34 protein-coding genes and 1 pseudogene are annotated in these 26,189 nt (G+C 41.7%); 6 read left to right on the forward strand and 29 right to left on the reverse strand.

The features are described 5' to 3' along the window. Positions 1-76: 76 nt before the first annotated feature. The 23 genes and pseudogenes from IEE86_RS03145 to IEE86_RS03250 all read right to left on the reverse strand — a co-directional run bounded on the left by IEE86_RS03145 (position 77) and on the right by IEE86_RS03250 (position 16,602). On the reverse strand, positions 77-1,549 hold the full coding sequence (locus IEE86_RS03145) for a spore germination protein (RefSeq protein ID WP_224740748.1): 1,473 nt from the start codon (positions 1,547-1,549) through the stop codon (positions 77-79). Next, a complete protein-coding gene (gene spoVAEA, locus IEE86_RS03150; protein WP_191095900.1) occupies positions 1,503-2,111 on the reverse strand; it encodes a stage V sporulation protein SpoVABEA in 609 nt (202 codons plus the stop codon). Before spoVAEA ends, IEE86_RS03145 begins: the two co-directional genes overlap by 47 nt. Positions 2,112-2,117: 6 nt before the next feature. Further along, positions 2,118-2,468, reverse strand: coding sequence for a stage V sporulation protein AE (gene spoVAE / locus IEE86_RS03155; RefSeq protein WP_007501045.1), 351 nt, complete (start codon positions 2,466-2,468; stop codon positions 2,118-2,120). After that, positions 2,468-3,484, reverse strand: a complete 1,017-nt coding sequence (gene spoVAD / locus IEE86_RS03160) for a stage V sporulation protein AD (RefSeq protein ID WP_191095901.1) — start codon at positions 3,482-3,484, stop codon at positions 2,468-2,470. Before spoVAD ends, spoVAE begins: the two co-directional genes overlap by 1 nt. Before the next feature lie 12 nt (positions 3,485-3,496). Next, positions 3,497-3,949, reverse strand: a complete 453-nt coding sequence (gene spoVAC, locus IEE86_RS03165; RefSeq protein WP_099726763.1) for a stage V sporulation protein AC — start codon at positions 3,947-3,949, stop codon at positions 3,497-3,499. A gap of 20 nt (positions 3,950-3,969) precedes the next feature. Next, the gene (locus IEE86_RS03170) at positions 3,970-4,386 is read right to left on the reverse strand and encodes a stage V sporulation protein AB (protein WP_191095902.1); all 417 of its coding nucleotides are present in this window, start codon (positions 4,384-4,386) and stop codon (positions 3,970-3,972) included. Continuing rightward, complete coding sequence (locus IEE86_RS03175; protein WP_191095903.1) at positions 4,376-4,996, reverse strand: stage V sporulation protein AA; 621 nt, start codon at positions 4,994-4,996, stop codon at positions 4,376-4,378. The genes IEE86_RS03170 and IEE86_RS03175 overlap by 11 nt, the downstream gene beginning before the upstream one ends. 113 nt (positions 4,997-5,109) lie before the next feature. Further along, positions 5,110-5,877, reverse strand: coding sequence for an RNA polymerase sporulation sigma factor SigF (gene sigF, locus IEE86_RS03180; RefSeq protein ID WP_191095904.1), 768 nt, complete (start codon positions 5,875-5,877; stop codon positions 5,110-5,112). A 12-nt stretch (positions 5,878-5,889) separates the two neighbouring features. Next, positions 5,890-6,330 carry an anti-sigma F factor gene (spoIIAB, locus tag IEE86_RS03185; RefSeq protein WP_191095905.1) on the reverse strand — a complete coding sequence of 147 codons (441 nt, stop codon included), beginning with the start codon at positions 6,328-6,330 and terminating at the stop codon, positions 5,890-5,892. Beyond that, entirely contained in the window at positions 6,327-6,680 is a 354-nt protein-coding gene (gene spoIIAA, locus IEE86_RS03190) for an anti-sigma F factor antagonist (protein ID WP_024422866.1), read from the reverse strand. The genes spoIIAB and spoIIAA overlap by 4 nt, the downstream gene beginning before the upstream one ends. Positions 6,681-6,842: 162 nt before the next feature. After that, positions 6,843-7,997, reverse strand: a complete 1,155-nt coding sequence (locus IEE86_RS03195; protein ID WP_411955678.1) for a D-alanyl-D-alanine carboxypeptidase family protein — start codon at positions 7,995-7,997, stop codon at positions 6,843-6,845. A 157-nt stretch (positions 7,998-8,154) separates the two neighbouring features. After that, positions 8,155-8,967: a purine-nucleoside phosphorylase gene (locus IEE86_RS03200; RefSeq protein ID WP_191095907.1), complete on the reverse strand. Its 813-nt coding sequence runs from the start codon at positions 8,965-8,967 to the stop codon at positions 8,155-8,157. Between the two features lie 11 nt (positions 8,968-8,978). After that, positions 8,979-10,163 (reverse strand): phosphopentomutase, encoded by a 1,185-nt coding sequence (gene deoB, locus IEE86_RS03205; protein WP_191095908.1) that lies wholly within the window; start codon positions 10,161-10,163, stop codon positions 8,979-8,981. Between the two features lie 153 nt (positions 10,164-10,316). Then, positions 10,317-11,207, reverse strand: a complete 891-nt coding sequence (gene xerD, locus IEE86_RS03210) for a site-specific tyrosine recombinase XerD (RefSeq protein ID WP_191095909.1) — start codon at positions 11,205-11,207, stop codon at positions 10,317-10,319. A 6-nt stretch (positions 11,208-11,213) separates the two neighbouring features. Continuing rightward, positions 11,214-11,441 (reverse strand): YqzK family protein, encoded by a 228-nt coding sequence (locus tag IEE86_RS03215; RefSeq protein WP_191095910.1) that lies wholly within the window; start codon positions 11,439-11,441, stop codon positions 11,214-11,216. Between the two features lie 117 nt (positions 11,442-11,558). Next, a complete protein-coding gene (fur, locus tag IEE86_RS03220; RefSeq protein WP_034319892.1) occupies positions 11,559-12,011 on the reverse strand; it encodes a ferric iron uptake transcriptional regulator in 453 nt (150 codons plus the stop codon). Positions 12,012-12,132: 121 nt separating this feature from the next. Beyond that, positions 12,133-12,777 (reverse strand): stage II sporulation protein M, encoded by a 645-nt coding sequence (gene spoIIM / locus IEE86_RS03225; protein ID WP_191095911.1) that lies wholly within the window; start codon positions 12,775-12,777, stop codon positions 12,133-12,135. Positions 12,778-12,892: 115 nt separating this feature from the next. Beyond that, positions 12,893-14,023: a S8 family peptidase gene (locus IEE86_RS03230; protein ID WP_191095912.1), complete on the reverse strand. Its 1,131-nt coding sequence runs from the start codon at positions 14,021-14,023 to the stop codon at positions 12,893-12,895. Between the two features lie 111 nt (positions 14,024-14,134). Then, positions 14,135-14,322: pseudogene (locus IEE86_RS19285) on the reverse strand (hypothetical protein). Further along, positions 14,264-14,422 (reverse strand): hypothetical protein, encoded by a 159-nt coding sequence (locus tag IEE86_RS19595; RefSeq protein ID WP_191095913.1) that lies wholly within the window; start codon positions 14,420-14,422, stop codon positions 14,264-14,266. The pseudogene IEE86_RS19285 and the gene IEE86_RS19595 overlap by 59 nt, the downstream one beginning before the upstream one ends. Before the next feature lie 11 nt (positions 14,423-14,433). Further along, the gene (locus tag IEE86_RS03240) at positions 14,434-14,880 is read right to left on the reverse strand and encodes a GNAT family N-acetyltransferase (RefSeq protein WP_191095914.1); all 447 of its coding nucleotides are present in this window, start codon (positions 14,878-14,880) and stop codon (positions 14,434-14,436) included. After that, positions 14,867-16,048, reverse strand: a complete 1,182-nt coding sequence (locus IEE86_RS03245; RefSeq protein ID WP_191095915.1) for a TIGR00375 family protein — start codon at positions 16,046-16,048, stop codon at positions 14,867-14,869. Before IEE86_RS03245 ends, IEE86_RS03240 begins: the two co-directional genes overlap by 14 nt. Continuing rightward, positions 16,045-16,602, reverse strand: coding sequence for an NUDIX hydrolase (locus tag IEE86_RS03250; protein ID WP_191095916.1), 558 nt, complete (start codon positions 16,600-16,602; stop codon positions 16,045-16,047). The genes IEE86_RS03245 and IEE86_RS03250 overlap by 4 nt, the downstream gene beginning before the upstream one ends. Before the next feature lie 167 nt (positions 16,603-16,769). On the opposite strand from IEE86_RS03250, the gene IEE86_RS03255 reads away from it, so the two are divergent. Further along, a complete protein-coding gene (locus tag IEE86_RS03255) occupies positions 16,770-17,699 on the forward strand; it encodes an aldo/keto reductase (RefSeq protein WP_191095917.1) in 930 nt (309 codons plus the stop codon). A 27-nt stretch (positions 17,700-17,726) separates the two neighbouring features. Here the strand turns inward: IEE86_RS03255 and IEE86_RS03260 are convergent, their stop codons facing one another. Then, positions 17,727-17,951 carry a YqkE family protein gene (locus tag IEE86_RS03260; RefSeq protein ID WP_191095918.1) on the reverse strand — a complete coding sequence of 75 codons (225 nt, stop codon included), beginning with the start codon at positions 17,949-17,951 and terminating at the stop codon, positions 17,727-17,729. A 124-nt stretch (positions 17,952-18,075) separates the two neighbouring features. On the opposite strand from IEE86_RS03260, the gene IEE86_RS03265 reads away from it, so the two are divergent. Further along, entirely contained in the window at positions 18,076-19,002 is a 927-nt protein-coding gene (locus tag IEE86_RS03265; RefSeq protein WP_191095919.1) for an alpha/beta hydrolase, read from the forward strand. Positions 19,003-19,028: 26 nt separating this feature from the next. Here the strand turns inward: IEE86_RS03265 and IEE86_RS03270 are convergent, their stop codons facing one another. The 3 genes from IEE86_RS03270 to IEE86_RS03280 form a co-directional block, all read right to left on the reverse strand. After that, on the reverse strand, positions 19,029-20,291 hold the full coding sequence (locus IEE86_RS03270) for a response regulator aspartate phosphatase (RefSeq protein WP_191095920.1): 1,263 nt from the start codon (positions 20,289-20,291) through the stop codon (positions 19,029-19,031). 303 nt (positions 20,292-20,594) lie between these two features. After that, complete coding sequence (locus tag IEE86_RS03275) at positions 20,595-20,834, reverse strand: DUF2552 family protein (RefSeq protein ID WP_191095921.1); 240 nt, start codon at positions 20,832-20,834, stop codon at positions 20,595-20,597. Between the two features lie 12 nt (positions 20,835-20,846). After that, positions 20,847-21,173, reverse strand: coding sequence for an iron-sulfur cluster biosynthesis family protein (locus tag IEE86_RS03280; protein WP_191095922.1), 327 nt, complete (start codon positions 21,171-21,173; stop codon positions 20,847-20,849). Positions 21,174-21,385: 212 nt separating this feature from the next. Here IEE86_RS03280 and IEE86_RS03285 point away from each other — a divergent pair, with 212 nt between their 5' ends. After that, positions 21,386-22,093: an expansin EXLX1 family cellulose-binding protein gene (locus IEE86_RS03285; RefSeq protein WP_191095923.1), complete on the forward strand. Its 708-nt coding sequence runs from the start codon at positions 21,386-21,388 to the stop codon at positions 22,091-22,093. 17 nt (positions 22,094-22,110) lie between these two features. Here IEE86_RS03285 and IEE86_RS03290 read toward each other — a convergent pair whose 3' ends face one another. Continuing rightward, positions 22,111-23,085 carry a bifunctional GNAT family N-acetyltransferase/GrpB family protein gene (locus IEE86_RS03290; RefSeq protein WP_191095924.1) on the reverse strand — a complete coding sequence of 325 codons (975 nt, stop codon included), beginning with the start codon at positions 23,083-23,085 and terminating at the stop codon, positions 22,111-22,113. Continuing rightward, positions 23,082-23,561: a GNAT family N-acetyltransferase gene (locus IEE86_RS03295; protein WP_099726741.1), complete on the reverse strand. Its 480-nt coding sequence runs from the start codon at positions 23,559-23,561 to the stop codon at positions 23,082-23,084. The genes IEE86_RS03290 and IEE86_RS03295 overlap by 4 nt, the downstream gene beginning before the upstream one ends. A 264-nt stretch (positions 23,562-23,825) precedes the next feature. Here IEE86_RS03295 and IEE86_RS03300 point away from each other — a divergent pair, with 264 nt between their 5' ends. From IEE86_RS03300 to IEE86_RS03310, 3 genes are all read left to right on the forward strand, one after another. Continuing rightward, a complete protein-coding gene (locus IEE86_RS03300; protein ID WP_191095925.1) occupies positions 23,826-24,275 on the forward strand; it encodes a YfmQ family protein in 450 nt (149 codons plus the stop codon). A 151-nt stretch (positions 24,276-24,426) separates the two neighbouring features. Next, positions 24,427-25,659: a DNA polymerase IV gene (locus IEE86_RS03305; RefSeq protein ID WP_191095926.1), complete on the forward strand. Its 1,233-nt coding sequence runs from the start codon at positions 24,427-24,429 to the stop codon at positions 25,657-25,659. A 15-nt stretch (positions 25,660-25,674) separates the two neighbouring features. Continuing rightward, the gene (locus IEE86_RS03310; protein ID WP_191095927.1) at positions 25,675-26,019 is read left to right on the forward strand and encodes a YolD-like family protein; all 345 of its coding nucleotides are present in this window, start codon (positions 25,675-25,677) and stop codon (positions 26,017-26,019) included. The last annotated feature ends 170 nt before the right edge of the window (positions 26,020-26,189 follow it).

Below are 26,189 nucleotides of genomic sequence, written 5' to 3' on the forward strand. Positions count from 1 at the left end.
GCTGCGTGAGCTGCCTTTTGCCGTTTCTCAAAGTTAAAAATACAATATCACAATCTTCAACCACTTTCAATGAGCGTTAAGAATTTGGCGGAATTTTTGATCTGTTTTGAGGGTGAACGATGCTTGGCCTTACTTTTGAGCCAGGAACAGACGTCCGAATCAGCACTTGCCACAACGCCTTTCCATTAAAAGGTATGAATGGCCACATATAAGGTGTTTGCAATGAACGAGTGGCTGTTAAATAAATGATTAACAACGTAAAACCAATGATGAGTCCATTCAGCTTAAAGATCGCCACTAGTGCTAATATGATGAGTCTTACAATCTTATTGGCGACACTCAGTTCATAGCTCGGCGTTGTAAATGTACCGATGGCAGCTAGTGAAACGTATAAGATGACCTCCGGTGTAAATAAACCGACATCAATGGCAATTTGTCCAATTAAGACGGCCGCAATCAGCCCCATGGCGGTCGAGAGAGCCGTTGGCGTATGAATGGCTGCCATTCTTAAAAACTCCACCCCAAAATCAGCAAGAAATACTTGAACAATCACAGGAATATGAGAAGGCTTATTAAACCCAATATAGCTTAAATTGTCAGGCAGAAGATGAGGTTCTAGGATAAACAAAAACCAAATTGGCAATAAAAAGGTCGAACATAATATACCTAAAAAGCGTACCCACCTTAAAAACGTGCCGACTGCTGGTGCCTGGCGGTATTCTTCTGCGTGCTGAACGTGGTGGAAAATAGTGGTCGGTGTAATAATGACACTAGGAGATGTGTCGGTAATGATGATGACATGCCCTTCTAATATGTGGTTAGCGGCGACATCTGGCCGTTCGGTGTATCGCACAAGCGGAAAGGGATTATATCCTTGCTTAATAATAAATTCTTCAATCGTTTTATCAGACATCGTCAGTCCATCGACTTTGATTTCTGATATTTCTTTTTCAATGATATCCACAAGATCTGGGTCCGCAATATCTTCAATGTAGCAAACACATACATCTGCTTTTGAACGTTCGCCTACTTTGAGCATTTTGTATCGCAGCTTTTCATCTCGCACTCTTCTTCGTATGAGCGCTGTATTCACAATAATATTTTCGACAAACCCGTCTCTTGCTCCTCGGACAACCTTTTCTGTATCCGGTTCCTCTGGCATTCTGCCAGGATAGCTCCTGACATCAATAATAAATGCGTAGTTTTCACCTTCTACAACGACTGCTACAAGTCCTGACAGCACTTGGTCTACTGCTTCATCCAGCGTTTCAACTTTTGAGACTTGCTGATTGACAAGGCGGTTCTCGACCACACGTGCGAGATCGTCTGATTCAGGTTCGTTGTCATTGATTTCAATCAGTTCTTTTAATAAATAGATGACATACTGCGTATCACACAATCCGTTTACATAGTAAAGTTGGATTTCCTGATCATGTATATAGATTTTTCGAACGCCAAGGTCAAAGCTGAGACCCATTCCGACATGATCCTTGAAGTAATCTTCATTTTTCTTCGGGTCTCGATACACATTTACCTTGTCTTTCTTCATGGAAACCACTCCTTTCTAATATTAACTCCACTGCTTTCATCGTGATTGGAGATCCTTTGCTTAAGTCATCTTTCCGTCCCATCTTGCCAATATCTCCAATCCCAACAACAAATGGAAGCTGGAGTGAGTCGAGACAATATACCGTATCCCCGCTCATTTTATGGGGTTCCATTTCTGGAAGTCCATGTTTGTCAACGCCGTATTCTGTCAGTTCCCCTTCCCGGTCAATGGAGACATGGACCTTTGTCCATTCGGCTTGATGTGTTTTGGATGCAACTGCGATGGCTCCAAGCACTTCAATTTCAGGGTGACGCGCCACATGCTTCATCGCTGTCTCCCCTGTTCCTTCACCTGTCAAACCAGAATCATCAAACATGACAAACACAGGATCATACGGCGTCTTTAAAATCATCTGGACAAGTTCAGGTCCTGTCCGTTTGCTCGGATTCCCTTTTGAGCTAGAAATACATCGTCCGCCGACGTTCTTGGCGGCAAGCTCAATGGTTTTGGCAGCATATATATCTCCGTCTGTCACTAAAATGACTTTCCGTCTTTGCCCCATATTCGGTTATCCTTTCGGTTTAAAGATAAGTGCGATAATAAATGAAAATAAAATCGCAGCGGATATTCCAGCAGAAGTTAATTCAAAAATACCAATCCCGATCCCGATGAATCCGTGTACATCTGCCTGGTGCATGGCCCCATGTAGCAAGCTATGACCAAAGCTAACGATAGGTACGGTTGCACCTGCACCTGCAAATTCAATAAATTTATCATAAATTCCAAACCCGTCTAAGATGGTTCCTGCCACAACAAAGGTGGTCATGACATGTGCAGGCGTGAGTTTGAGTACATCTAGTAAAAGCTGGCCGATGACGCAAATCAGTCCGCCTGCAACAAAAGCGATCAGATAATCCATTAGCTTTCTCCTCCTGCACGCTCAAATACGACACCATGGGCAATGGTTGGAATGGTCTCTTTTTGCTGGACCATCATCGGGCTGAGAAGCGCCCCGGTTGCAACAACCAAAACTCTTTGCAAATTCCCTGCCTTCATTTCTTGAAAAATGTGACTGAATGTCACAATAGCTGAACACGCACAGCCGCTGCCACCAGCGAACACGTTTTGATCGGGTGTATAGATGATTAATCCGCAATCATCGTGCTTTCGGCCGAGCTGAATGCCGTCTTCTTTGAGTAGATCCTTTAGGATCGGCGAGCCAATGCCAGATAGATCACCAGTTAAAATCAGATCGTAATCATCAACCGTTCTCCCTAAATCTTCTAAGTGCTGCTTGATCGTATCTGCTGCAGCCGGCGCCATTGCCGATCCCATATCAAATGGATCTGTGATCCCAAGATCCATGACTCGTCCTACGGTTGCACTTGTAATTTGAATGTGAGAGGGCTCTTGGCTGATAATGACGGCCCCGCTCCCAGTTACTGTACTTGTTGCTGTATCTGGCTTTTGTCCACCATATTCTGTCGGATTACGAAATTGGCGTTCTGCCGTCGCATTATGACTGCTTGTCGCTGCAATGGCTCTATTTGCAAAACCACCATCTATTAATGCTGAAGCAATGGCGACCGATTCCATTGAGGTAGAGCATGCTCCAAATAAGCAAAGGAACGGGATTTTCAGTTCTCTTGCCACATAGTTTGCTGTGACGTTTTGATTTAGTAAGTCTCCAGCCAGTAAAAGATCAATATCGCTTTTTTGCAATTTCGCTTTTGATAAAGCGGTTGATATCGCATCATCCATGAGCTGCCTTTCAGCCATTTCCCAGTTCTTTTGATCACAATGCATTTCGTCGTATGTTTTATCAATGAGATGACCGATCGGGCCTTCTTTTTCTTTTGGTCCTGCAGCTGTTCCTTCTGCATTCACATACAGCTTGTGCTCAAAGACCCAAGATTGTTTACCTGTTAGTTTCACGTTTCATTCCTCCTACGAAAACACCTTTTCCAAAATGTATCGAATGATCCCTACGACATATGCCGAGACGACACCAAACACAATGACGTTCCCAGCAAGTTTAAACATGTTCGTGGCAACACCTAAAACAAGCCCTTCACTTCTATGCTCAAGGGCAGCACTTGTCATGCTGTTTGCAAAACCTGTTACCGGCACGGCCGATCCCGCTCCAGCAAACTGACCAATTTTATCGTATATACCGATACCAGTTAAAATAGAAGAAATTAAAATGAGGGTTGCCACTGTTGGATTCCCCGCTGTCTTTTCATTAAAATCAAAAAAGTGAATATAGAAGTTCTGCAATCCCTCGCCTATGGCACAAATCAAGCCGCCAACAAGAAAAGCCTTGATGCAGTTGAGGACATAAGGAGGTTTGGGCTGATATGTTTTCACTTTAGATGGATAGTTCTCTTTTAAACTCGACACGTGTTGTTCCTCCCAAATTTTTAAATATAAATAAGCCAATGAAATAATGAACCAAATACCTTTCCTAAGACGATGGCCATGAGCAGTAAAACAATTTTCCCATCCATTCCAATTCTTTTCGTTAAAATAGGAAGTACATTTAATACCTCGGTCAATGCGGCTGCAAGCATACCGACGAAAATGCCGGATAAAAGACCGATCGGCAGCGTCAGCCATTTGGATAAATGCAAATGCATTTGACTCAAGGTGGCCCAGCCGCCAATAACCGCTCCACTGATGACAGCCGCCTCGTACCCTTGTATGAAGCGCTGCGTTTTGGTTAATTGCATTAATCGAGGGATGATGCCAAGCACTGTGAGAAATGCCACAAATCCTGCTCCTACCGTTAAACCGCCGCCAAGTCCAACTAACGCGACAAAAAGCCATTTACCGATCATGGATATCTTTCAATGTTTCTTTATTTTCTTTAAGTGCGACATAATGATCGAGATCGAGCTGGTATTTAAACATTTCCACTTCGAGCGGACTTGGTTCTTCATTTAAACGCTTCTTAAATACATGATTGAAAAATAAAATCATGCCCAAACCGAGTCCGAAGCTATATGGAATTTGTAATAAATAAGGATGCTCAACCGTGTTTCCAGTGATCATTTCATATAGGCGGATATGAACAAGCCTCATACTGACATCCTCGTGGAAATTCATGATGGCAAGCGCGGCTCCAACAAACAATAGGAGCCATACAAACACAAATAAAACGGGAGAAAGCTGGCGTTTGCCTGTATCAATTTCAACAATGGCTTCAGCGCCTCCAACAGTTTGAATGTCGATGTCTGGCCATGTTTTTTTGATCGTTTTGACCACATGCATGATATCTAGAACAACGATGTGACGATCCTTTTTGCTGACATGATACATCGGCATTTGGCTAAGCTTTTGCACAGCATACTCATCACCAGTGATTTGGGCGATATCCTCTAAATAAATGAGCTGATCAATACCAGTCTTGATTCGATGGCGCAGCCGAATAAAGATTTGTCCATCCATCCAAGTCACTTCCTATACGATGGGTTAAAAATAGTATGTGGTGAAAAATGGTTCTCATACTGAAAAAACTTAATTTACCGGTAATTACCATACAAAAAAGCCAGCCGAATTGGCTAGCTGTCTTTTTGATCCATTTGCATCTGAATTTGCTTTAAAATTTTCTTTTCAAGCCGCGAGACTTGTACTTGTGAAATACCAAGCCTTTCTGCTACCTCAGATTGTGTTTGATCTTTGTAGTACCTTAAGTACACAATCAGTTTCTCCCGCTCTTCTAATTCCTCGATCGCTTCTTTCAGCGCGATTTTATCAAACCATCTTTCTTCTGAATGATCGGCAATTTGATCAAGCAGTGTAATCGGGTCCCCGTCATTTTCATACACAGTTTCATGAATCGATGATGGTGAGCGGACTGCTTCTTGGGCGAGGACGACATCCTCTGGTGTGATGTCAAGGTATTCGGCAATTTCCTGTACGGTTGGCATTCTTCCATGAGACTTAGACAATTCATCCCGTGCCCGCCGAATTTTATTTCCAAGTTCCTTTAATGACCGGCTGACTTTGACCGTACCATCATCCCGAATGAATCGCTGAATTTCACCAATGATCATCGGAACGGCATAGGTCGAAAACTTCACATCATATGACAAATCAAATTTATCAACAGATTTCAGCAGTCCAATGCAGCCAATCTGAAACAGATCATCAGGTTCATATCCCCTATTTAAAAAGCGCTGAACAACGGACCAAACAAGACGCATGTTTTTTTCTACGAGGAGGTCTCTTGCTTGCTGATCTCCGTCTTGGCTTTTTTTGATGAGCTCTTTGACTTCATCATTTGACAGCTGGGCTTTTTTTGCTTGCTTTTTTACCTCCACATCCATATGAGCAGCTCCTTAATTACAAAGCGCTTTGCTTTTTGATAGATGCTTTGTTAAACGGATCGTCGTGCCCATTTCTGGTGATGAGTCCACCATGACATCATCCATAAAATTCTCCATGATGGTAAAACCCATTCCAGAGCGTTCTAAATCTGGCTTTGTTGTGAAAAGTGGCTGTCTTGCTTCCTGAAGATCTGTAATTCCCATGCCTTCGTCACGGATGGTGAGGTAAACGATATGATCATCTAGCGTGACATGAATATGCACCTTGCCATCTGGATTCCCATCATAGCCGTGAATAATGGAGTTTGTCACAGCCTCTGATACAACCGTTTTGATTTCTGTTAATTCATCTAGTGTCGGATCAAGCTGGGCAATGAACGCCGCAACTGTTACCCTCGCAAAGGATTCATTTTGACTCAGTGCAGAGAAGGTCAGGTTCATTTCATTCGTCATGATGCCACCCCCAATGTTTGCAAAGCTGTTTGCTCCGATGGCTCCATACGAATGATTTTAAATAAGCCAGACATATCAAATAAACGGTTCACTGCTGGTGAAATTGCGCAGACGACCATTTCCCCGCCAAGCTGCTTAATTTCTTTATATCTTCCTAGAATCACCCCGAGTCCAGAGCTGTCCATAAACGATAAATCAGCCAAATTCAGCACGATGTGGCGAATGTCCTCTGTTTCCAAATAATTCGTCACCTTTTGTCTCAATGTTTCTGCGGAGTGATGATCGAGCTCTCCTGTCAACCGAATGCAAAGTACGCTCTCTTTTACTTGAAAATCAATACCAAGGCTCATCTTTTTCTTCCTCCTTGCTCTAATTTCGGATAAAGAATGTTTCTCTTTTGGACAAAGTAAATCCTTCACCATGACAAAACTAGTGATCATTCGTCACATTTAGATGTTCTTTTCTTCTCGTTCATAGCAAAAAGACTGCCATTGACAGCAGTCTTAATCCTTTTATTTCCATTTGACAAATTCGGCCATGGCTCGTTTGAAGAAGGTCCAAACCCCTGCTTTTTCCATTCCTTCTTTTGCTTCGACAGGGCTTTCATGCAGCACCTTCCCGTCTTTTTTTAAGACAATGGTGCCAAGCTCCGTTCCTTTTGAAAATGGGGCCGTGACATCACGGGACAATTTGATTTCTTTTTTCAGCTGATCTACATTTTCGCCTTTTTTCGTTAAAAGGGAGATCGGTTCAGACGTAACAAGCTGAATTTTTTTCTTTTTCCCTTTGCTCACTTTAACCTCTGCCACGTCTTGTCCTCGTTTGTAAAGCGGATGGGTTGTATATTGACTAAATGCATAGTCTAACATTTTGACCACTTGGGCGTTTCTGTCCTTCGGTGTACTTGCGCCGAATACAACAGCAATCACGCGCATGTTGCCTTTTTTAGCTGATGCGGTTAAACAGTATTTTGCCTCACCTGTAAAACCTGTTTTCAATCCATCGACGCCTGGGTAAAATTTAATCAAACGGTTCGTGTTCACTAGCCAGAATTTTTTATCCGTGTTTTGACGGAGATAGTCTTCGTAGACACCTGTGAATTTGGTGATTTGTTCATATTTCAACAGCTCTTTTGCCATTTTTGCCATATCATGAGCTGTGCTGTAATGATCTTTTTCAGGAAGTCCCGTTGGATTTTGAAAAACGGTTGAGGTGAGCCCGAGTTCTTTTGCCTTCTTGTTCATCTGCTCAACAAACTGTTCTTCAGATCCAGCAATATGCTCTGCCATGGCAACTGACGCATCATTTCCTGAAGCAATCGCAATCCCTTTTAGCATTTCTTTCACAGTCATTTCTTCCCCAGGTTCAAGGAAAATTTGTGAGCCTCCCATTGATGCGGCATGATCGCTCGTTCTGACCTTGTCAGTCATTTTCAGTTTCCCTTGATCAATCGCTTCCATGATGAGAAGCATGGTCATGATTTTGGTCATACTTGCAGGTGCGAGCTTTTCATCGCTGTTTTTGTTGTAAAGCACCTTCCCCGTATCACGTTCAATTAAAATCGCTGATTTGGCTTCATGCGCCAATTCTGATGTTTGTTTTTCTTCTGGTTTTTCGATCTTTTCTTTTGCTATCGCTGATGGTGAAACCATTGAGATAAGGATCATTAATATAAACAATGCACATATATGACGTTTCAAGTGGCAGACCTCCATTATCGTAATCCTTTCTATTTTTTCCTCATACAGGCTGTTTTATTCAGAGATCGTTTGATTGCAAAAAAAAAGTCTTCTGTTTGATGAACAGAAGACTTTTGGAAACATATTATGAGAGTTGTTTCACCACATCTTTTACTAAATCAAGAAAACTTGCTTTCACTTTTTCCGTCACTTCAATGACTTCATCATGAGAGAGCGGCTGATCTAAAATACCTGATGCCGCATTTGAAATGCATGAAATACCAAGCACTTTGATTCCTGCATGACGTGCAACAATCACCTCTGGAACAGTCGACATTCCTACAGCATCTGCTCCAAGTGTTCTTAGGAAACGAACTTCAGCTGGTGTTTCATATGAAGGACCTGTCATCCCTGCATAAACCCCCTGCTGTACAGCTATGCCTAGGCGCTGAGCTGTTGTTTCTGCAAGTGCCAGCAAATCCTTATCATATGGTGCAGACATATCAGGGAAACGAACACCTTGACTGTCATTTGGTCCAATTAATGGATTGGTCCCCATCATATTGATATGATCTGTAATCAGCATGAGATCTCCTGGATGGAAGGACGTATTCACGCCGCCTGCTGCATTTGTGACAATGCATGTCTCAATGCCAATTTCTTTCATCACACGGACAGGAAACGTCACTTGCTTCATATCATATCCTTCATAGAAGTGAAAACGTCCTTGCATGGCGCAAACGACAGTACCTTTCAGCGTCCCGATGACGAGCTGCCCTGCATGTCCCTCTACTGTTGAAACAGGGAATCCAGGAATATCTTCATATTTCAATTTGATTGGATTTTCAATCTCATCTGCTAAAATACCGAGCCCTGAACCTAAAATCAATCCAACTGTTGGTACGTATGTCGATGCTTGTTTAATGTATGCCGCCGCTTCTGAAAACTGTGCTCCCACGAGATTTCCCCCTATTTGAGTTTAGATAAAAAGCTTGTTCCGTATTTTGGCATCGTTGACTTGAAATTATCTGCGACCGTTGCCCCAAGATCAGCAAAGGTTTTCGCTGTTGGCAGTTCATTTGCTTCCTGATGCTTTTTGCTGTAAGCAATGAGCGGAACGTATTCTCTCGTATGATCTGTTCCGTGATGAACCGGGTCATTTCCATGATCTGCTGTGATCACAAGAAGATCATCCTCTTTTAACAGGTCAAACACTTCAGGAAGACGTGCGTCAAATTCCTCTAGTGCCTTTCCGTACCCCACTGGATCTCTTCTATGTCCGTAAAGAGCGTCAAAATCAACCAGGTTTAAAAAGCTGAGTCCTGTAAAGTCTGCTTTAAGTGTATCGACCAGCTTATCCATTCCATCCATGTTCGATTTTGTTCTGAGAGAAGAGGTGATTCCTTCGCCGTCATAAATATCAGAGATTTTGCCGATCGCAATCACATCGAGTCCATCATCTTTCAGCTCATTCATCACTGTACGGTCAAATGGTTTTAACGCATAGTCATGGCGGTTTGGCGTTCTGACAAATGCGCCAGGCTCCCCGACAAACGGCCGAGCGATAATGCGGCCAACCATATATTTTTCATCTAATGTGAGCTCACGTGCAATTTCACAAATGCGGTAAAGCTCATCTAATGGCACAACTTCCTCGTGCGCAGCAATTTGTAGCACAGAATCGGCAGATGTATAAACGATTAAATCGCCTGTTTTCATGTGCTCTTCGCCAAGCTCGTCTAAAATTTCAGTACCAGAGGCAGGCTTATTTCCAATGATGCCACGACCTGTTTTTTCTTTTAGTTCATTTAATAGTTCATCTGGGAATCCGTCTGGAAAGACTTTGAACGGTGTGTCTATGTAAAGACCCATGATCTCCCAGTGTCCTGTCATTGTGTCTTTACCGTTTGATGCTTCTTGCATTTTTCCATAATACGCAAGCGGTTTCTCATCCGCTGGAATTCCTTTAATTGCTTTAATATGACTCAGCCCAAGCTTCGCCATATTTGGCATATGAAGCCCGTTCATTTTTTCAGCAATATGTCCAAGTGTATCTGCACCTACATCATTAAATTCAGCAGCATCTGGTGCTTCCCCAATCCCTACTGAATCCATAACGACGAGGAAAATGCGTTTATACTGATAATCAGGCATGAAAAAGCGCCTCCTTCAATATTCTTGTCCTTTGACCTTTCAAAAAGAGAGAGGTCAGACATCTCAAGTATAAACCGTTTACAAGTCAGTTGACAACCTTAAACGGTGCAAACATGAAAAAGCATGACACACGTTCACCGTGTCATGCTTTACTTATGCCCTTGGATGGAATTTGTGATACACATCTTTCAGTCTTGTTTTCGTCACATGTGTATAAATTTGTGTTGTTGAAATATCGGCATGTCCGAGCATCTCCTGTACGGCTCTTAAATCCGCACCATTTTCAAGCAGATGTGTAGCAAATGAATGTCTGAGCGTATGCGGCGTCAATTCCTTTTGAATGCCTGCTTCGATGGCTCGTTTTTTTAAGTTCTTCCAGAAGCCTTGCCGCGACATCTTTTTCCCGTGATGATTGAGAAATAGGGCATCTGCCGGCTGTTTTTTTAGTAATTTGCTTCTTCCTTTTTCAACATATTCTTCAATCGCACCTGCAGCGGCTTCGCCAATTGGCACAATTCGCTCTTTTCTTCCTTTTCCAAAGCAGCGGATGAAGCCCATTGTGAGATGAACATCTGCAAGGGTCAGATCCAGCATTTCACTGACGCGAATGCCTGTTGCATATAAAAGCTCGAGCATGGCTTTGTCCCGGTAGTCAAATGGTGTGTGCTGCTTTGGTGTATCAAGCAGCTTTTCTACCTCATCGAGGGATAACACCTTCGGTAATTTCCGCTCTGTTTTCTGCGTTTCAATGTTCCATGATGGATCCTCTGTCGTCACTTTTTCACGAAGCAGAAATTGGTGAAAGGAGCGGATTGATGATAAATGCCGCACGGACGTTTTGCTCGATTTCCCTTCCTCTTTTAGCTGCTTTAAATAATGAATGATATGAAGGCGAGTGACATCTTTGATATCCGTCAACTGCTCATGTGTCATTAAAAAAGACAAGTAGTTCTGTAAATCTCTTTTATAAGAAACAATGGTATTTTCAGAGAGTCCTCTCTCTACTGTCATGAAATGAATAAAATCGGCTAATTGATCGTTCAATGATTTCTACTCCCCATTTTGATAAAAATAAATCAATCGGTCTTGCCAGTTGGGTTGATTCGGCTGATCCATTTCCATCACTTTAATTGCTGCACCCTCTGGTTTATCATAACGATGATAGCTTTCATATTCTGAATTTATCCATATCATAGCATAATAGAACAGGACGGTAAAACCAGTGAACAGGATAAATACTTTCATTACTTCACCTGTTGTTTTGAGCCATTTTCGCATGTTTGTCATGTCCTTTCTGATCTTCTCATTACTTCAGCATATGCCAGGTAGGACAAGGAATATACAGCGAAAATGCAAAAAACCTCTTCATATGAAATGAAAAGGTTCCGATTCGGATTATTGGCCGGATTCATCATCATGACACCGGTGGCAAATACCGTGGAATGTCAATCTATGATCCTTAATTTTAAATTTCCAGTCGCGTTCAATAATCTCTTCAACATCTTCTAATAAATCATCTTCTATCTCATCGACTGTCCCGCATTCCATGCAGACAAGATGATGATGGAAGTGGGCGGCTCCTTCTTTGCGAAGATCATATCGCGAAACGCCGTCTCCAAAGTTAATTTTATCAACAACTTTCAATTCAGTTAGCAATTCTAACGTCCGATAAACAGTAGCAAGACCAATTTCAGGAGACTTCTCTTTTACGAGGAGGTATACATCTTCTGCACTTAAATGGTCTTCTTCATTCTCAAGCAGTACTCTTACTGTTGCTTCACGCTGTGGCGTGAGCTTATAGCTGGAAGAATGAAGCTGTTTCTTAATTCGATCAATCCGATTTTCCATTGACTTTCCCTCCTACGCCACATTACTTGATCATTATATCAAATGATGTGCAGGGAGCCAACTATAATCATTTTAAATTGATAAATAAATTGATTATTATTTAATAACGATTATAAAAATTTTAAAAAAGGACACCCGCTAGCTTTTTCATCAGCATGAAGGATAAGTACGATTCAAAAAAGGATGAAAGTGCAGCCAGTGCCAAAATCATCAGCAGGACAGATGCATACCGTCCAAACCACTGAACTGGCGCTTGACTGATCGTTTTTTTCATGAAAAGCTGTCCAATGAGACGAATGGAAAACGCAATCGCACAAGTTCCAATCACTAAATAGGCTGGAATGAGCAAAATATTTTGCGGAAGAACCGATACAAAAGAAAGAAAGAATCCACCGAGCCCCATTTGATTCACTAGAAAACCAACCGTAAACCCAACAACAATCCCTTTTAAAAAGATCATGAGAAAAATGAGCGGCAAACCAATGATGGAAATTCCTAGTATCCACATAAGACCTAAATATTTCATATGATGGAGGAAGCTTTGCAAAAACATTTCTTTTGATTCTGCTGCTTTCTCATTCGTCAGCTGGCCAAAAAATTGATTTAAATAATAGAATAAATCCTCTTTCTGACTGATTGTCATGCTGTTGACAATAATCGCCCCAAAGATGACGCCCATTAAAAAGAGTACAGAGACAAACAAATAAATCGATAGATGATCTTTTACGTGCTGAAGAAGATGTTCCTTCCAGGACTTTTTCCGCATGCGTCTTCCTCCCAAATAGTAAAGGTTACTAGATTCTATGAGAGAACAGACGAAACATGACAGTTTTATTGAAAGAAAAACGAGAAAGCAGCTGTACACTGCTTTCTCGTTTCCTTTATCGGGCAGCTTTTTGTACGTTCACAAGCCCTGCTCCATAATAAAAAGGTTCGCCAAGTTTTGTTGCCGTTTTTGTCAGCCTTTCACGCACTTCATCATTTGTCAGATTCGGATGTTTTGATAGAATGACAGCCGCAGCTCCTGCTACATGCGGTGATGCCATTGATGTTCCGCTCTTGTAGCCATATTCGTTATGAGGAAGTGTACTTAGCGTTGAAACGCCTGGTGCTGATACTTCCACTTCTTCCCCCACAGAGGAATCAAAGGCTCTTTGCTTTCGTTGATCCACAGATGCGACCGCCATGACAGAGCTGTATTTGGCCGGGTAGTCTATCGTATTGAGTGACCCATAGCTCCCTGCATTTCCCGCAGATGCGACAATGAGAATTCCTTTCTCATAAGCTCGATCTACCGCTTCTTTCAGCGCCTCAGATTCACTTGCTCCCCCCATACTAATATTGATGACATCCATCTCGTTCTCAATCGCCCATTCAATGCCTTTAATGATCCAGCTATAGTAGCCGTCACCATTTTCATCTGCCACCTTCACCGCATAGATCGAAGCTTTTGGTGCGACACCAACGACGCCTACCTTATTATCTAGTGCTGCGATTGTGCCAGCCACGTGGGTTCCGTGTTCATGCGGGTCAACAAGCGGATCGGACTCTGTTGGAACAAAGCTGACTCCGCCGGTAACGTGCAAATCTTCATGTTTGCCATCGATGCCGCTATCAAGAACAGCCACTTTGACATTTTGTCCGGCATAGCCACGTTTATGTACCTTTTGTGCTTTGATGCTTTTGATGCCATATGGGACAGTTTGACCGCTTGTTTTGGCTTTTTGGTCCTCCTCAATAAAGGTCACTTCTTTTGCTTGATTGAGTTTCTTTTTCGAGGTCTCATTTAGCGAAACTTTCATCATATCTATTTGGTCTATGGATTCTTTTACATGTCCTCCAGCTTTTTCTACAAGCTGCTTTTGTTCTTTGTCTTGAACGGAAGAAGAAAAGCCGATCATATACTCTTTTTTTGCTTGCTCCTTTGCAGATATGTCTGACGCGCCGAACGTGATCGATGCCAGCAGCATACTTGCCATACAAAGCCCTGCTCCAAATGACTTGACGTTCACGATACTCACTCTCCCTTTCATCACTTTTTGTCATTTAACTACATTTTTAGACAAAAAGAAACGACCGTTTGTCCTATTTTTTAAAATTTTTCCATTTATTTGATCTAGTTGTCACAAAAAAGCAAAATAAAAATGCTTATGATCCTCTTGATAGTGATCATAAGCATTCCTTCTTTTATGTTTTTTTATATCATATGCTGCAAGACTTCTTGTTTTGTTTTTGTCTTTCTTTCATGTGTGCTAAAATGCGGCATGTTTCCCCTCGACCGTTCCGGGTTTCGGCTGTGCTGCCTCTGAATGTGTTCTCGCTTTTTCTTTGCTTTGCTTTTTCCCATTTGGCAAATCCCCTTTCGCTTTCGTTATGATACGCGAAAGCAAATAAAAAAGATAGACGTACACACGCCTACCTCTCATTTTTTCACCATATCAAGATGCGGGATCCCATCCTCATCATAACAATCTGAGACAGCTTCGAAGCCAAACGATTCGTAGAACGATTTTAGGTACGCTTGCGCCTGTATTTTGACACTTGTTTCACCTAATTCACTAAGCTTTTCCAACGCTTTGATGAGCAGGATCTTCCCATAGCCTTTTTTCCGGCCGGCCTTCGTCACAAGGACACGGCCAATGGACGCCTCATCGCATATGATCCCGCTTTGGAAAATGCGGCAATAAGCGACAATCGTGCCGTTCTCTTTGGCGATTAAATGAAGCGCCTCTTGATCACGATGATCAATTTCAGGATAAGGGCATGTTTGTTCTACAACAAACACATTCACTCTTTCCATTAAAATCAGGTAAAGATCCTCTTTAGACAGTTGTTCAAATGTGTGACATGTCCATTTAAGTTGATTCATGATTGATATCCACCTTACCATAGACTCCGCCTCCACCAGCGATCAGTCCAACTTCACCTTTTCTTGCTTTGATAATGTAATCGGCTGTTTTCTCTGGCAGGACAGCTTTTAGTTCTTGTTCTGTTGCTTGATGAAGAATATTCATTTCTGTATGAAAAACAGCTTTTAGCTTTTCTAACGTTTTGGCTCCAACGCCGGGAATAAATTGAAGGGGAAGCTGGTGAACATAAGGAGGCCTTATTCCTTTGTCACTTTCTTGGTCAGCAAGCTCCTTTAAACGCTCACTCACCCCTTTTGTCATTCGGGTATGGCCGCATGCTTGGCACTTTTCTTGATCCTGACTGCCGGGTCTTACCCCGCATTTCTCACAGGTCGTATGATAATACTTTCCAAGCCGCGGAGCGAGCCCATAATTTCCAGTGATTTTTCTACCATCTTTTCCTTGAAGAGCTAGCTCAAATTCAGTAAAAGAGGCATGATCCATTCGGATTTTTGTATATTCTCGCGCGATTTTCCCTAAGGAATGCGCATCTGAATTTGTTAAAAAAGGATAACGGTTCAGCTCACTTAGCTGGGAGGCCATGGACGTATCACAGCTAAGGCCAAGCTCAACAGCATCAATGAGGTCTGGATCGAATACTTCCGTTAAAGACGTGTCTACTCCTTTACCGTATAAGCTTTTATGCGGCGTGAAAATATGGGCAGGAATAAATAACCCTCCAAGCTCCTTGACCTTATGCTGAAGTGTTTTCCCATCCACATAGAGGCGCTGCGAACTCAAATGCACATTTTTCATATGAAGCGCAAGCCATGCGGAGAACTCAGACATTTTGTGTAATGTGGGCATAAAGGCAAGCACATGAATCGGACCCTTTGAATGGTCGTCATTGATTTCTAATTCACTGCCTAAAAGCAAAACGGTCTGTCCAAATGATAAACCACCATCGTTTAGTTCAGTGTACGTGCCTTCTTCTACACCCTCTATCAATTCTTCTAGGACTTCTGGAGATTGTGCATCAATCATACCAATCATCCCCATCCCTTTACTTTGCGTTGCTTCAATGAGAATTTGGTCAATGGTCAGTGACCTTGCACCTGTAATTTTGACAGCTCTGCCTGTTCTTGTTCTGCCAATATGAATATGGATGTCTGCAAAAAACTCCCTCATTTTGTTGACTTAAGTACCTCTTGCAGTTGTAAGTATTGAATGGCATAGGCTGTTTTTGCATCATAAATATGCTGCTCTTCCATAAGGTGCAAGGCTTCTTCTAATGAAACTTCCATCACTTCGACAAATTCATCTTCATCCAGCTCTCTTTTTTCATCAAGCGGAACTAATTGATCTGCAAGATAGATGTGGACAAGTTCATCTGCAAAACCGGGTGATGTATAAAAGGCCGTCAGCTTTTGAAGCTGCTGAGTGGTGTACCCCGTTTCCTCTTCCAATTCTCTCAGTGCTGTATGTGCCGGTTCTTCCCCTTGTTCTAATTTCCCAGCCGGAATTTCAACGATGGCTCTCTCTAGCGCTTTACGGTATTGCTTGACCAAAATGATTTTATTTTCGTCCGTACGTGCAATGACTGCTACGGCACCTGGATGTTTGATGATTTCGCGTTTGCCTTGTTTTCCATTTGGCAATTCTACATCTTCAAGAACCAAATCAATGATTTTTCCGCTGTATAATTCTTTAGATGATAATGTTTTTTCTTCAAAGTCCTTCAATTTTGTCAGCTCCTCGTTCTACTTTCACTTTTTACTTCACCCATTTTAACATAGATGATTTAGGAGAAGCGAAAGGCGAACGCTCACTTCAATGCGCCATTTGCAATCGCCTAGCTTGAATTCCTGGTTTTTTTCACTTAATGTGAAGGGATAGGAGTGTGATGGAATTGAAAAAAAGACGATTGGGTACTTCTGACCTTTTGGTGAGCGAGGCGGCACTAGGATGCATGTCTCTTGGGACTGAAAAAGAAAAAGCGCTCTCTTTATTAGATGAGGCCATTGATCTCGGAATTAACTATTTGGATACAGCCGATTTATATGATTTTGGAACAAATGAGGAAATAGTCGGAGAAGCTATTAAGAACAGACGGCAAGATTTGATTTTGGCCACAAAAGGCGGGAACCGCTTTGAAAAAGGCAGACCAGGCTGGGACTGGGACCCTTCAAAGGCATACATAAAAGAGGCAGTAAAACAAAGCCTCAAGCGGCTTCAAACAGATTATATTGATTTATATCAATTGCATGGCGGCACAATTGACGATCCAATTGATGAGACCATTGAGGCTTTTGAAGAATTAGTGGAAGAAGGCGTCATTCGCTATTACGGCATCTCTTCTATTCGTCCAAATGTCATTAAAGAATATGCCAAAAAATCGAACATCGTGAGTGTGATGATGCAATATAGTTTACTCGACCGCCGTCCAGAAGAATGGTTTTCTCTTCTTGAAGACCAAAGCATCAGTGTCGTCGCAAGAGGGCCTTTAGCGAAGGGGCTTTTAACTGAAAAACCACTCTCTCAAGCAAGTGCAGGTATTCAAAAAAACGGCTATCTTCAATATTCATTTGAAGAGCTCAAGCAGGTCATCCCCTCTTTAAAGAAAGTCGCTTATGACCTATCGCTCACTGAGCTGTCCATTCAATATTTGCTCAAGCATTCTGCTGTCAGCTCCGTTGTTTTTGGTGCAAGCTCGGTGGAACAGTTAAAGGAAAATGTGGCAGCGGCCAATGCACGTCCGTTAAGCGATCAAGAGGTAAAAGCATTGACTTACTATACAAAACCATCTGTATATGAGACGCACCGGTTCAATAGAACGTAAAAGAGATCACGGCATGTGATCTCTTTTTCAGCTTTTATATTTTCTCCAGTCTAAATGACTTTCATCAAGCAGCTCTGAAAAGCTTTTATTTTTTTCTTTTTCTTTCTGCTGCCGAAGGAGGTCTTGTCTTTTTTGTTCTTCTCTTTTTTCTGTCTCAACGGCAAGATTCTGTTTCATTTGAAGGAGCTGCTGTTTGACATCAGCATTTATGCCGTCCTTTAGTTTCGCTTGATCTTGATTCGTCTTTTTCACTTTGCCTCTCTCCTTTTGCCCTAAGTGTATCATCCGTTTGATTTGCTGAGCAAGAGTCACGGCCGTCTCCCAACATGTGGTATGATCATCGTAGAAAAAACTTCGGAAAGGAAGAATTGGTTTCATGAATAAATGGATCGCTATACTTGCCTTTATATTATGTCCACTCGCTGCAATCGGCATTTTTTTCACCAATAAAATGATGTATATTCGTAAAGTAACGGATGAGGAGCTCATCAAACGAGAATCAGATGAAGGTCATTATTATCACGAGGAATTTCAAGAGCTCAAAAAAGAGAAAGTTTGTATTCCCTCATCCTTTGGTTATGACCTTCATGGCTATTTTGTACCATTTCCACATACAACTCGCACCATCGTGCTTTGCCACGGCGTCACTGTCAGTCTGATCAATTCAGTTAAGTATATGAAATTATTCCAAAAGCTCGGATGGAATGTGATGCTTTATGATCATAGAAGACATGGGATGAGTGGCGGAAAAACCACTAGTTATGGGTACTATGAAAAAGAAGATTTAGCGCAGGTCGTCAAGTGGCTCAGACAAAGACTCGGGGAAAATGCCATCATCGGCATACACGGAGAATCAATGGGTGCAGTTACAACCTTGTTATATGCTGCAAAACCGGAAGCAAACGCTAATTTTTACATAGCGGACTGTCCTTTTGCTTCTTTTGAGGATCAGCTTCTGTATCGGTTAAAAACGGATTTTCGCCTTTCAGGAGAGTGGATTCTTCCACTTAGTGATCAAGTGTTAAAATGGCGGGACGGATATCGCATCCGGCAAGTTTCCCCGCTTGATGTCATCGATCAGGTGAAAGAACCTGTACTCTTTATCCATAGTCTTCATGACGACTATATCCCCTGTGAGCAGAGCCAGCAGTTATATGCACGAAAACAGGGTGATAAACAGCTATTTATTGCGCCACACGGGGCACATGCGATGTCTTTTAGCGAAAATAAGGAAGCGTATGAACAAGAGGTCCAAGCATTTCTTCAAAGATTTGAACTTAATCAAAATGAAAGAGGAGAATGAACAGCCGTTCGCCTCCTCTTTTTTAGCTAACTTATGCGATAGTCACCACTGTTGTATGGTGTCTGCCCGCCAGCTCCATATGGCTCTCTTCCGATTGCTGCTGACTCATGACCGACAATCCTGCAGTTGCTGCCAATAAAAGAACTATCAAACTCATTTTCATATAAATGACCTCCATTTTGAATTTTTGATATGGCTTGAATTTTCCTTTCGTAAAACCGGGTAGATACTTCAAATAGTCCGAGCTCATTATAATAATGAGCCGCATCAAGTGCCAATTCCTCAATATCTGGGTATAAGCGCTTGTCCTCCAGCAGGTCTAATGTATCGTCTATGATCTTTATTTCTGCATCGACGTATAGTGCTTTTAAAAACTGAAATTTGCAGATGTAAATTTCATCTTCTAATTCACAGGCTTTCATAATACCTTGTTGATAGAGGGATAAAGACTCTTGTATCTTTTTTTGTTTAAACAGGATTTGTGTCAGCATAAATAGTGGGTCTAGAGAGCGATTTAGATGGGTTAAATTCTCCTTTTCAAACACTTCAAGAGAGTCTTTCAGATAACGACTCGCTTCTGTAAGATCGTTCATTTGGTAATAACAGTTACCTAAGTTGAAAAGGGCCGAACCTATGACTCGAGGGTTTCCAATTAAGCGTGCTCGTTTTAGAGCATTTTTAAAGTAGGGCAATGCATGTTCATAGCATTTCAAATCATCATAGTTTGCACCGATGACAAATTCACAGTGGATGATTCTCAGCGTATACGTTCTGTAGGCAGAATACGTATCTAACGCTTGCAAGGCATAGTGCATCGAAAAGTGGGTTTGTTTCATGTGGTAATATATTTCTGCTAATTTAAAGTAAAATTCTGCTCTTTCTATATCATCTGATATGAGATTGAGCTTTTTTTCTGCTGAACGGTAATAAGCAATGGCGCTCAAATAGTTTCTCTGCTCAAATTCAAACATTCCTGTGAAAAAATGAACATAGTATTCAAGCATATCCGTTAATTTCGTTTGCGAATGTTCAATCGTTTCTAACAGATTCTTAATTTCTTCATCATTCGAGGCTTTCTTTGCCGGTTCAAAATATTCAAGCATCACCTTATGGCGAAAATCCATCAGCTGGTAAAACAGTAACAAGTTTTGATCCTGCTCCATCTCCAGGATTTCCTGCTCGATCTCGGCCTTCAGCTTCTCTGCTTTCATGACATGAAATCCGCAAATCTGCCTATACCATTCGTTTATTTTGATTCCAACCTGAGGCGATGACAGCTTGAGCTTCAATTCACTTTAGCACCTCCCTTCTCATATACGATACATGTTGTATTCTATCATATTTCCTCGAATGGAAGAAATATGAAATGTCATTTTTCGCAAAGTTTTCGGTATCCCGCAATAAACGCTTCCATTGCCTATTTTTCGGCATTTATGGTCACTATTTTTTCATTTCTATTTTTCTCATTTTGTCGAATCGTTTGCTGAAAACGGCTTTTTATCGTTTAAAAAGAGCATTTTTTAGATTAGACAGCGCTGTTGTTTGATGAGATGATGAAGGCACGAAAAAAACCCTTTTCACAAAAGGGCTTTTTATAATACATCTGTTACTTGTTCCATATTCTCTTTGATCCAATTGACCGCTAATTCGAGCGTTTGAAATTCTTCCGTTTCAAATGTGACTTCATCTTGAAGAAGCCAAACATCCTTTTTCACCGAATCCATTCCCCCTATTGACCAGTGCAAAAGGCTATAGGGATGATTGTTATTTAAAAACGACACCCATGTTTTATTTTGCGCCGTGTTTTGTATCACTTTTAGCTTTTGATCCACTACATTTCCACCTTACTTTACAAGTATACCCATTCTCGGGCTGAGTATTTGTTGAGGACTTTTCAACATGAGTGTATTGGCTTTTTCATTAAAATCAATCGTCATTTCCTCGTCAAAAAAGACCTTTTGTGCTGTGTGTATATATAGTTTTAAATGTTGGCTATTATTAAGTTTTTCCCATTCACCTGTTCTTTCACTTGTTAACCAAAGCATTGGTACGCCACTCACTGCACAGCCACAACCTTCTGAATCGTAGCGAAGCAGTAATTCCTTCGTTTCGTTTCCTGTTTGCTGCTTTTCTATATATGTTTTAGCCAGTTCTGTAATGTGAATATACATGGTGAACATCCTTTTTAAATTGATGCTTACATTGTAACACATAAAACACCATAAAACATGACACACGACTAAATCCGAAAGTCATATTCTTTGAAATACACGCTCTTCTCACTAGGATTATATCTATCTATTGGCTCTTTCTGCTTCTTGTTTTTTAGAATTATACTGATGACGCTATCAATTTCAAAAGAATAAACAGGAGGTTTTAGATCGTGAAAAAAAGATTATCTCTCTGCTTCATCGGGGCACTGATGTTGATGTTGAGTTTCACTATGCCAAACATGAAAGCGGCATCTGTCCTTGATGAAGTACGAGAAAGCTATGCGACTTATACGGGATCTGGTTACTCTGGGGGCGCCGCATTATTAGATCCTATTCCATCTGACATGAAAATTACGGCTTTAAATCCCCATGACTATAACTATAAAGGGGTAAATGCGGCACTTGCAGGGGCTTACCTTGAAGTAAAGGGTCCAAAAGGAAAAACAGTTGTGTATGTAACCGATAAATATCCAGAAGGAGCAAAAGGAGCTCTTGATCTTTCTCATAATGCCTTTGCCAAAATCGGCAATATGGCAGACGGGAAAATCCCAATTAGTTGGAAAATTATAAAAGCACCGATTAGCGGAAATGTAGCTTACAGAATAAAAGAAGGTAGCAGTGAGTGGTGGGCTGCGATTCAAGTGCGCAATCATAAATATCCGATTATGAAAATGGAATATTACAAAGATGGACAATGGGTAAACATGGAAAAGACAGACTACAACCATTTCCTTGGCTTTAATATGGGGTCTACATCTCTTCCTGTTCGAATCACAGATATCCGCGGGGTCATAGTAAAGGATAAATTACCCGCTCTTCCATCTACTGCTGCTTCACAGGCCTATATTGTAAAGGGCAATGTTCAGCTTCCTAATTAACGAAGAAAAGAGGTAGCTTATTTAATAGCTTCCTCTCTTCCTTCTCTATCCCAGCGATATGCCTCATTTTCTATTTCTTTTATGATTTCATTCTTTCCCGCCATATAGCTTTGTATATCTTCCGGATACTGATTTGCTAATTGTTCCTTGACAGACGCATACGCTACAGCTCTTTCTGGGTGAACTCTTAAGTAATCTCGAAACAATAAATGTCTTTTCACATCAGGATGATTTCTCTCATAAATATGGACATGATGCGTACGATTCAAGCCACCCTTTTGAAAAAAACGTCTCCCTTTTATGCCGTTTTCACCCATATCTTGATATCCAAGATGTTCAAAGCTTTCTCTTTTTCTGTCGATCTCTTCTATATGGCTTACTTCTATTAATATATCAATAATTGGTTTGGCAACAAGTCCTTCAACTGACGTACTCCCAATATGATGTCCTTCTATCCAGCTCTTTTGAATGATTTGCTTGAGTCGCTGCTTTTCTTGCTGGAATTCTTCATGCCATTCTTTTTTAAATTCGACAACCTCAACCTTTCGCCTCGGTGCCCATTTCATTTTTGATAAAGTGAGCTCTTTTGCAACATGAATCACATTTGTTTCAAGAAATCCCAACTTTTCGTATAGCCTTTTTGCAGGGGTGTTTTTTTGCCCTGTGGTCAGTTCTATAGGGACATTTTTCTCCATAATTGTAGACATAAGTCTTGTTCCAATCCCCTGCTTTAGTGCTTTGGGATGCACAGCCAATCGACTAATGATCAAATAATCTTTCTGCTCTTCATAAGAGGCAACACCTAGTAAGCTTCCCTTTTGCTCAAAACCAACAAATTGATCTTTTGCTTTCATTATATCTTGAATGGTCTCTTTTAATGGCGGGAGATCGGCATAGCCAATTTGTTCAGCTTCTTGTTGGTATGCAGCTAGTTGAATATGTAAAATCTGTTTTGCTACATCTCCTTTTGTTTGATCTAAATTGACAATCATGACATCGCCTCCAGCTTTTTCACAAATAACACACGGTCTTCATGCATACCATCATAATCTGAAAAAACCGAAATGCCATCTACTGTTTTATCTCCCTTTTCTATCTGAAATCCGAGCCTTGTATGGTACGCAATGGAGACTTTATTGACAGGAGCTGTGACGGCCTTAATCGTTGTTCTTCCTTCCTTTTCAGCCGCTTCATAAAACGCTTGATAGAGAATTTTGCCGATCTTTAATTTGCGATGGTCTGGATGTACCCCAACAAAGTGAATATACGCTTCATCTGAATGGGATTGCGATAAAAAACCGACTAAAAAGCCGATCAGTTCACCCTTTTCAACGACAACAAAACTTGTTTGCTGAAAATGTTCAAAAAATAGCTTTGGCAATTTTGCGCGTAAATCTCTGCCTCCCCACCAGCTTTGGATGACTGATGTGACGGCGTAAAAATCTGACGGCTTCACTTGACGTATCATAACGACCTCGCCCCTTTTCAATTTCGGCTTTATTTGATCTTTCTTTTTCACAAAAAAACGGTTGTTTCAATAGTCTACCTGTCGGATGAATTATTTGTAAAGGTCACGTGTCCGCCTTTTTTCATCTTCTTTCAGCCGGCATCTCCTTTTAAGTTTTCACACTTATTTCATAAAGTTCACTTTTTGTGCGAAGGTTTCATTCTTTTGTTATGTTAAGATGGTTCATATAGGAAATGTAACATATGTTTATTGGAGATGATGATAGTGGTTTGGATTGTTACTTCGCTTGTTGTGTTTAGTCTTTTAAAATTGCTTGTCACTTCGCTGCCTTCAGGTGTTGTTGAACGTCTTTTTAGTCGTTATGCGGTGCATGCAAAAATAACAAGTGATCAAACAAACATGACGTTTCAAGGTCGTCCGCTCGATGACCAGCAGCAATCTCAAGTGATTCAATATTTTAATGACGCGATCTTTATTGAACGCTACTATATTTATCCTGGTGATGAAGAGCGTTTTCTTCATCCGAATGAAGGACCGGCACCGCTTACGATACAAACAAAGCTTGGCAAGCATGATGTAACCCTTTATCTGTTTCATTATGATGACCACGTAGATGTGGTACGGCAGTTTACTCATAAACCAAAGAAAAAGCTGACGGCCTATCGTTTGCGCTCTGAACCGCTCCAAACGTTCCACAACATGGCGCATGCTTGAAAACAGAGCCATGTTGCATCGGATGAGACGAAGTGTATGACACTTCGTCTTTTTTGTATGGATCTACACTCTTTTCTTTGCATGATTTACCAGTATGAATTTCGCCTCCTGACGGTTACAATAAGAACATACGTTCCTAGAGGTGAAAACAATGAATGAACGAGCGATTCTGCTTGTGGATATGCAATCATTTTATGCGTCAGTAGAAAAAGTGGAGAATCCCCACTTGAAGGATGTGCCGCTTATCGTCTCAGGAGATCCAGAGCGGCGAAGCGGGGTTGTACTTGCCGCCTGTCCTCTCGCTAAGAAACGGGGCGTACAAAATGCATCAAGATTATGGGAAGCACAGGAGAAATGCCCCGAAGCTGTGGTCGTACGTCCACGTATGCAGCGCTATCTTGATGTCTCTGTCATGATGACAGAACTGCTTGAGCAATACACAGACCTTGTCGAACCGTATTCAATTGATGAACAGTTTCTCGATATTACAGGCAGTCTGACACTACTTGGCTCTCCGCGCGAGATCGCTGAAAATATACAAACCACCATCATGAACCAGACTGGTATTTACGCCCGTGTTGGCATCGGTCCTAATAAAGTGCTCGCTAAAATGGCCTGTGACCACTTTGCTAAAAAAAACACATCGGGCATCTATGAACTTCGTGCGGACCGTGTGGCTGCTGATTTATGGCCGCTTCCGATTGGAAAATTATTTGGCGTCGGCAAACGAATGGAGCATCATTTAAAACGAATGGGCATTAGTACGATTGGGACACTTGCTACTTATCCATTAGACCGGCTAAAAAAACGCTGGGGAATCAACGGAGAGCTTTTGCAGCGAACAGCTTTAGGGCAGGATCCCTCACCAGTCACCATTCACACGCATGATCAGCAAAAAGCAGTGGGGCATCATATGACCCTTCCCCATGACTATGCATCTTTTGAGGATATTAAAGTCGCCCTCCTTGAATTGAGTGAAGAAGTGGCAAGGCGTGCACGCTTTAAGCATTATCTTGGGCAAACGGTGTCTGTCGGTGTGAGAGGCGCTGATTTTTCTCATCCGACTGGATTTCATAGACAAATGAAGCTTCATTCACCTACACAGTACGGGACAGATATTGCAGACGCAGCCATTCAGCTATGTCAGCAGCACTGGGATGGCCAGCCCATTCGCAGTGTGGGCATTACTCTTTCACAGCTACAGTCTGACAGCCAATATCAGCTGACTTTATTTGATCACCATTTTAAAAAAGACAAACTTAGCAAAGTATTTGATGCGATCCATATGAAGTATGGGCCTGCTGCACTGCTGCACGCTTCGTCACTCACAAGCGCAGGGCAGGCGTATCACCGCGCCGAAAAAATTGGCGGACATTATAAATAACGGAGGCAAACAACCATGAATCCCAATAAATTGACACCTGGATACAACATCATGTGGGAATCAAGCCGAATGATGCTGCCAGAGCACCGTGAGCAGCTTCTTGCTCAAAAACGAAAGAAAAAAGAATACACGCCTCCTCAGCTGAGCACTGATCAGCTAGAGGAAATGAATTTTTTGATCACCCAGTCAATTACCGAGGATCGAGCCATTTGCATGACGTATGCCGCATCAGGTATAAAAAAACAGTTTTGGGGCTGGGTCAAAGCGATTCATTATGAAACGCAGCGCATGAAAATTGTGAATGACGAAGATGTTCTAAACCTGCCCTTGCAGCAAATTGTCGCCATTGAGCTCGATTGATTGTCGTCAAATGACCGTGCGAATCAGCGGAGAGCTATTCGCTTCCTTTTTCTGAAAATCAATGCTATCTGTACCTCAATGCATCGTTAACAAGAAACAAGCTCTCCGAATTTATGACCAGCTCAAGCTTCTCTGACATATGGTGGAGGTCTCCTCCATCAAATTGTGTA

It is taken from the genome of Bacillus crepusculi (assembly GCF_014764715.1).
In the GTDB taxonomy this organism is placed as follows: domain Bacteria; phylum Bacillota; class Bacilli; order Bacillales; family Bacillaceae; genus Bacillus.

Coding starts and splice junctions, on each gene's coding strand:
- IEE86_RS03145 (WP_224740748.1), bottom strand. CDS start 1,549: ATGAAGAAAGACAAGGTAAATGTGTATCGAGACCCGAAGAAAAATGAA.
- spoVAEA (WP_191095900.1), bottom strand. CDS start 2,111: ATGGGGCAAAGACGGAAAGTCATTTTAGTGACAGACGGAGATATATAT.
- spoVAE (WP_007501045.1), bottom strand. CDS start 2,468: ATGGATTATCTGATCGCTTTTGTTGCAGGCGGACTGATTTGCGTCATC.
- IEE86_RS03170 (WP_191095902.1), bottom strand. CDS start 4,386: ATGATCGGTAAATGGCTTTTTGTCGCGTTAGTTGGACTTGGCGGCGGT.
- IEE86_RS03175 (WP_191095903.1), bottom strand. CDS start 4,996: ATGGATGGACAAATCTTTATTCGGCTGCGCCATCGAATCAAGACTGGT.
- sigF (WP_191095904.1), bottom strand. CDS start 5,877: ATGGATGTGGAGGTAAAAAAGCAAGCAAAAAAAGCCCAGCTGTCAAAT.
- spoIIAB (WP_191095905.1), bottom strand. CDS start 6,330: ATGACGAATGAAATGAACCTGACCTTCTCTGCACTGAGTCAAAATGAA.
- spoIIAA (WP_024422866.1), bottom strand. CDS start 6,680: ATGAGCCTTGGTATTGATTTTCAAGTAAAAGAGAGCGTACTTTGCATT.
- IEE86_RS03195 (WP_411955678.1), bottom strand. CDS start 7,997: ATGATCCTTATCTCAATGGTTTCACCATCAGCGATAGCAAAAGAAAAG.
- deoB (WP_191095908.1), bottom strand. CDS start 10,163: ATGCCTGATTATCAGTATAAACGCATTTTCCTCGTCGTTATGGATTCA.
- IEE86_RS03215 (WP_191095910.1), bottom strand. CDS start 11,441: ATGCGAAAATGGCTCAAAACAACAGGTGAAGTAATGAAAGTATTTATC.
- fur (WP_034319892.1), bottom strand. CDS start 12,011: ATGGAAAATCGGATTGATCGAATTAAGAAACAGCTTCATTCTTCCAGC.
- spoIIM (WP_191095911.1), bottom strand. CDS start 12,777: ATGCGGAAAAAGTCCTGGAAGGAACATCTTCTTCAGCACGTAAAAGAT.
- IEE86_RS03240 (WP_191095914.1), bottom strand. CDS start 14,880: ATGAATCAACTTAAATGGACATGTCACACATTTGAACAACTGTCTAAA.
- IEE86_RS03245 (WP_191095915.1), bottom strand. CDS start 16,048: ATGAGGGAGTTTTTTGCAGACATCCATATTCATATTGGCAGAACAAGA.
- IEE86_RS03265 (WP_191095919.1), top strand. CDS start 18,076: ATGAATAAATGGATCGCTATACTTGCCTTTATATTATGTCCACTCGCT.
- IEE86_RS03280 (WP_191095922.1), bottom strand. CDS start 21,173: ATGTATATTCACATTACAGAACTGGCTAAAACATATATAGAAAAGCAG.
- IEE86_RS03290 (WP_191095924.1), bottom strand. CDS start 23,085: ATGATTGTCAATTTAGATCAAACAAAAGGAGATGTAGCAAAACAGATT.
- IEE86_RS03295 (WP_099726741.1), bottom strand. CDS start 23,561: ATGATACGTCAAGTGAAGCCGTCAGATTTTTACGCCGTCACATCAGTC.
- IEE86_RS03305 (WP_191095926.1), top strand. CDS start 24,427: ATGAATGAACGAGCGATTCTGCTTGTGGATATGCAATCATTTTATGCG.
- IEE86_RS03310 (WP_191095927.1), top strand. CDS start 25,675: ATGAATCCCAATAAATTGACACCTGGATACAACATCATGTGGGAATCA.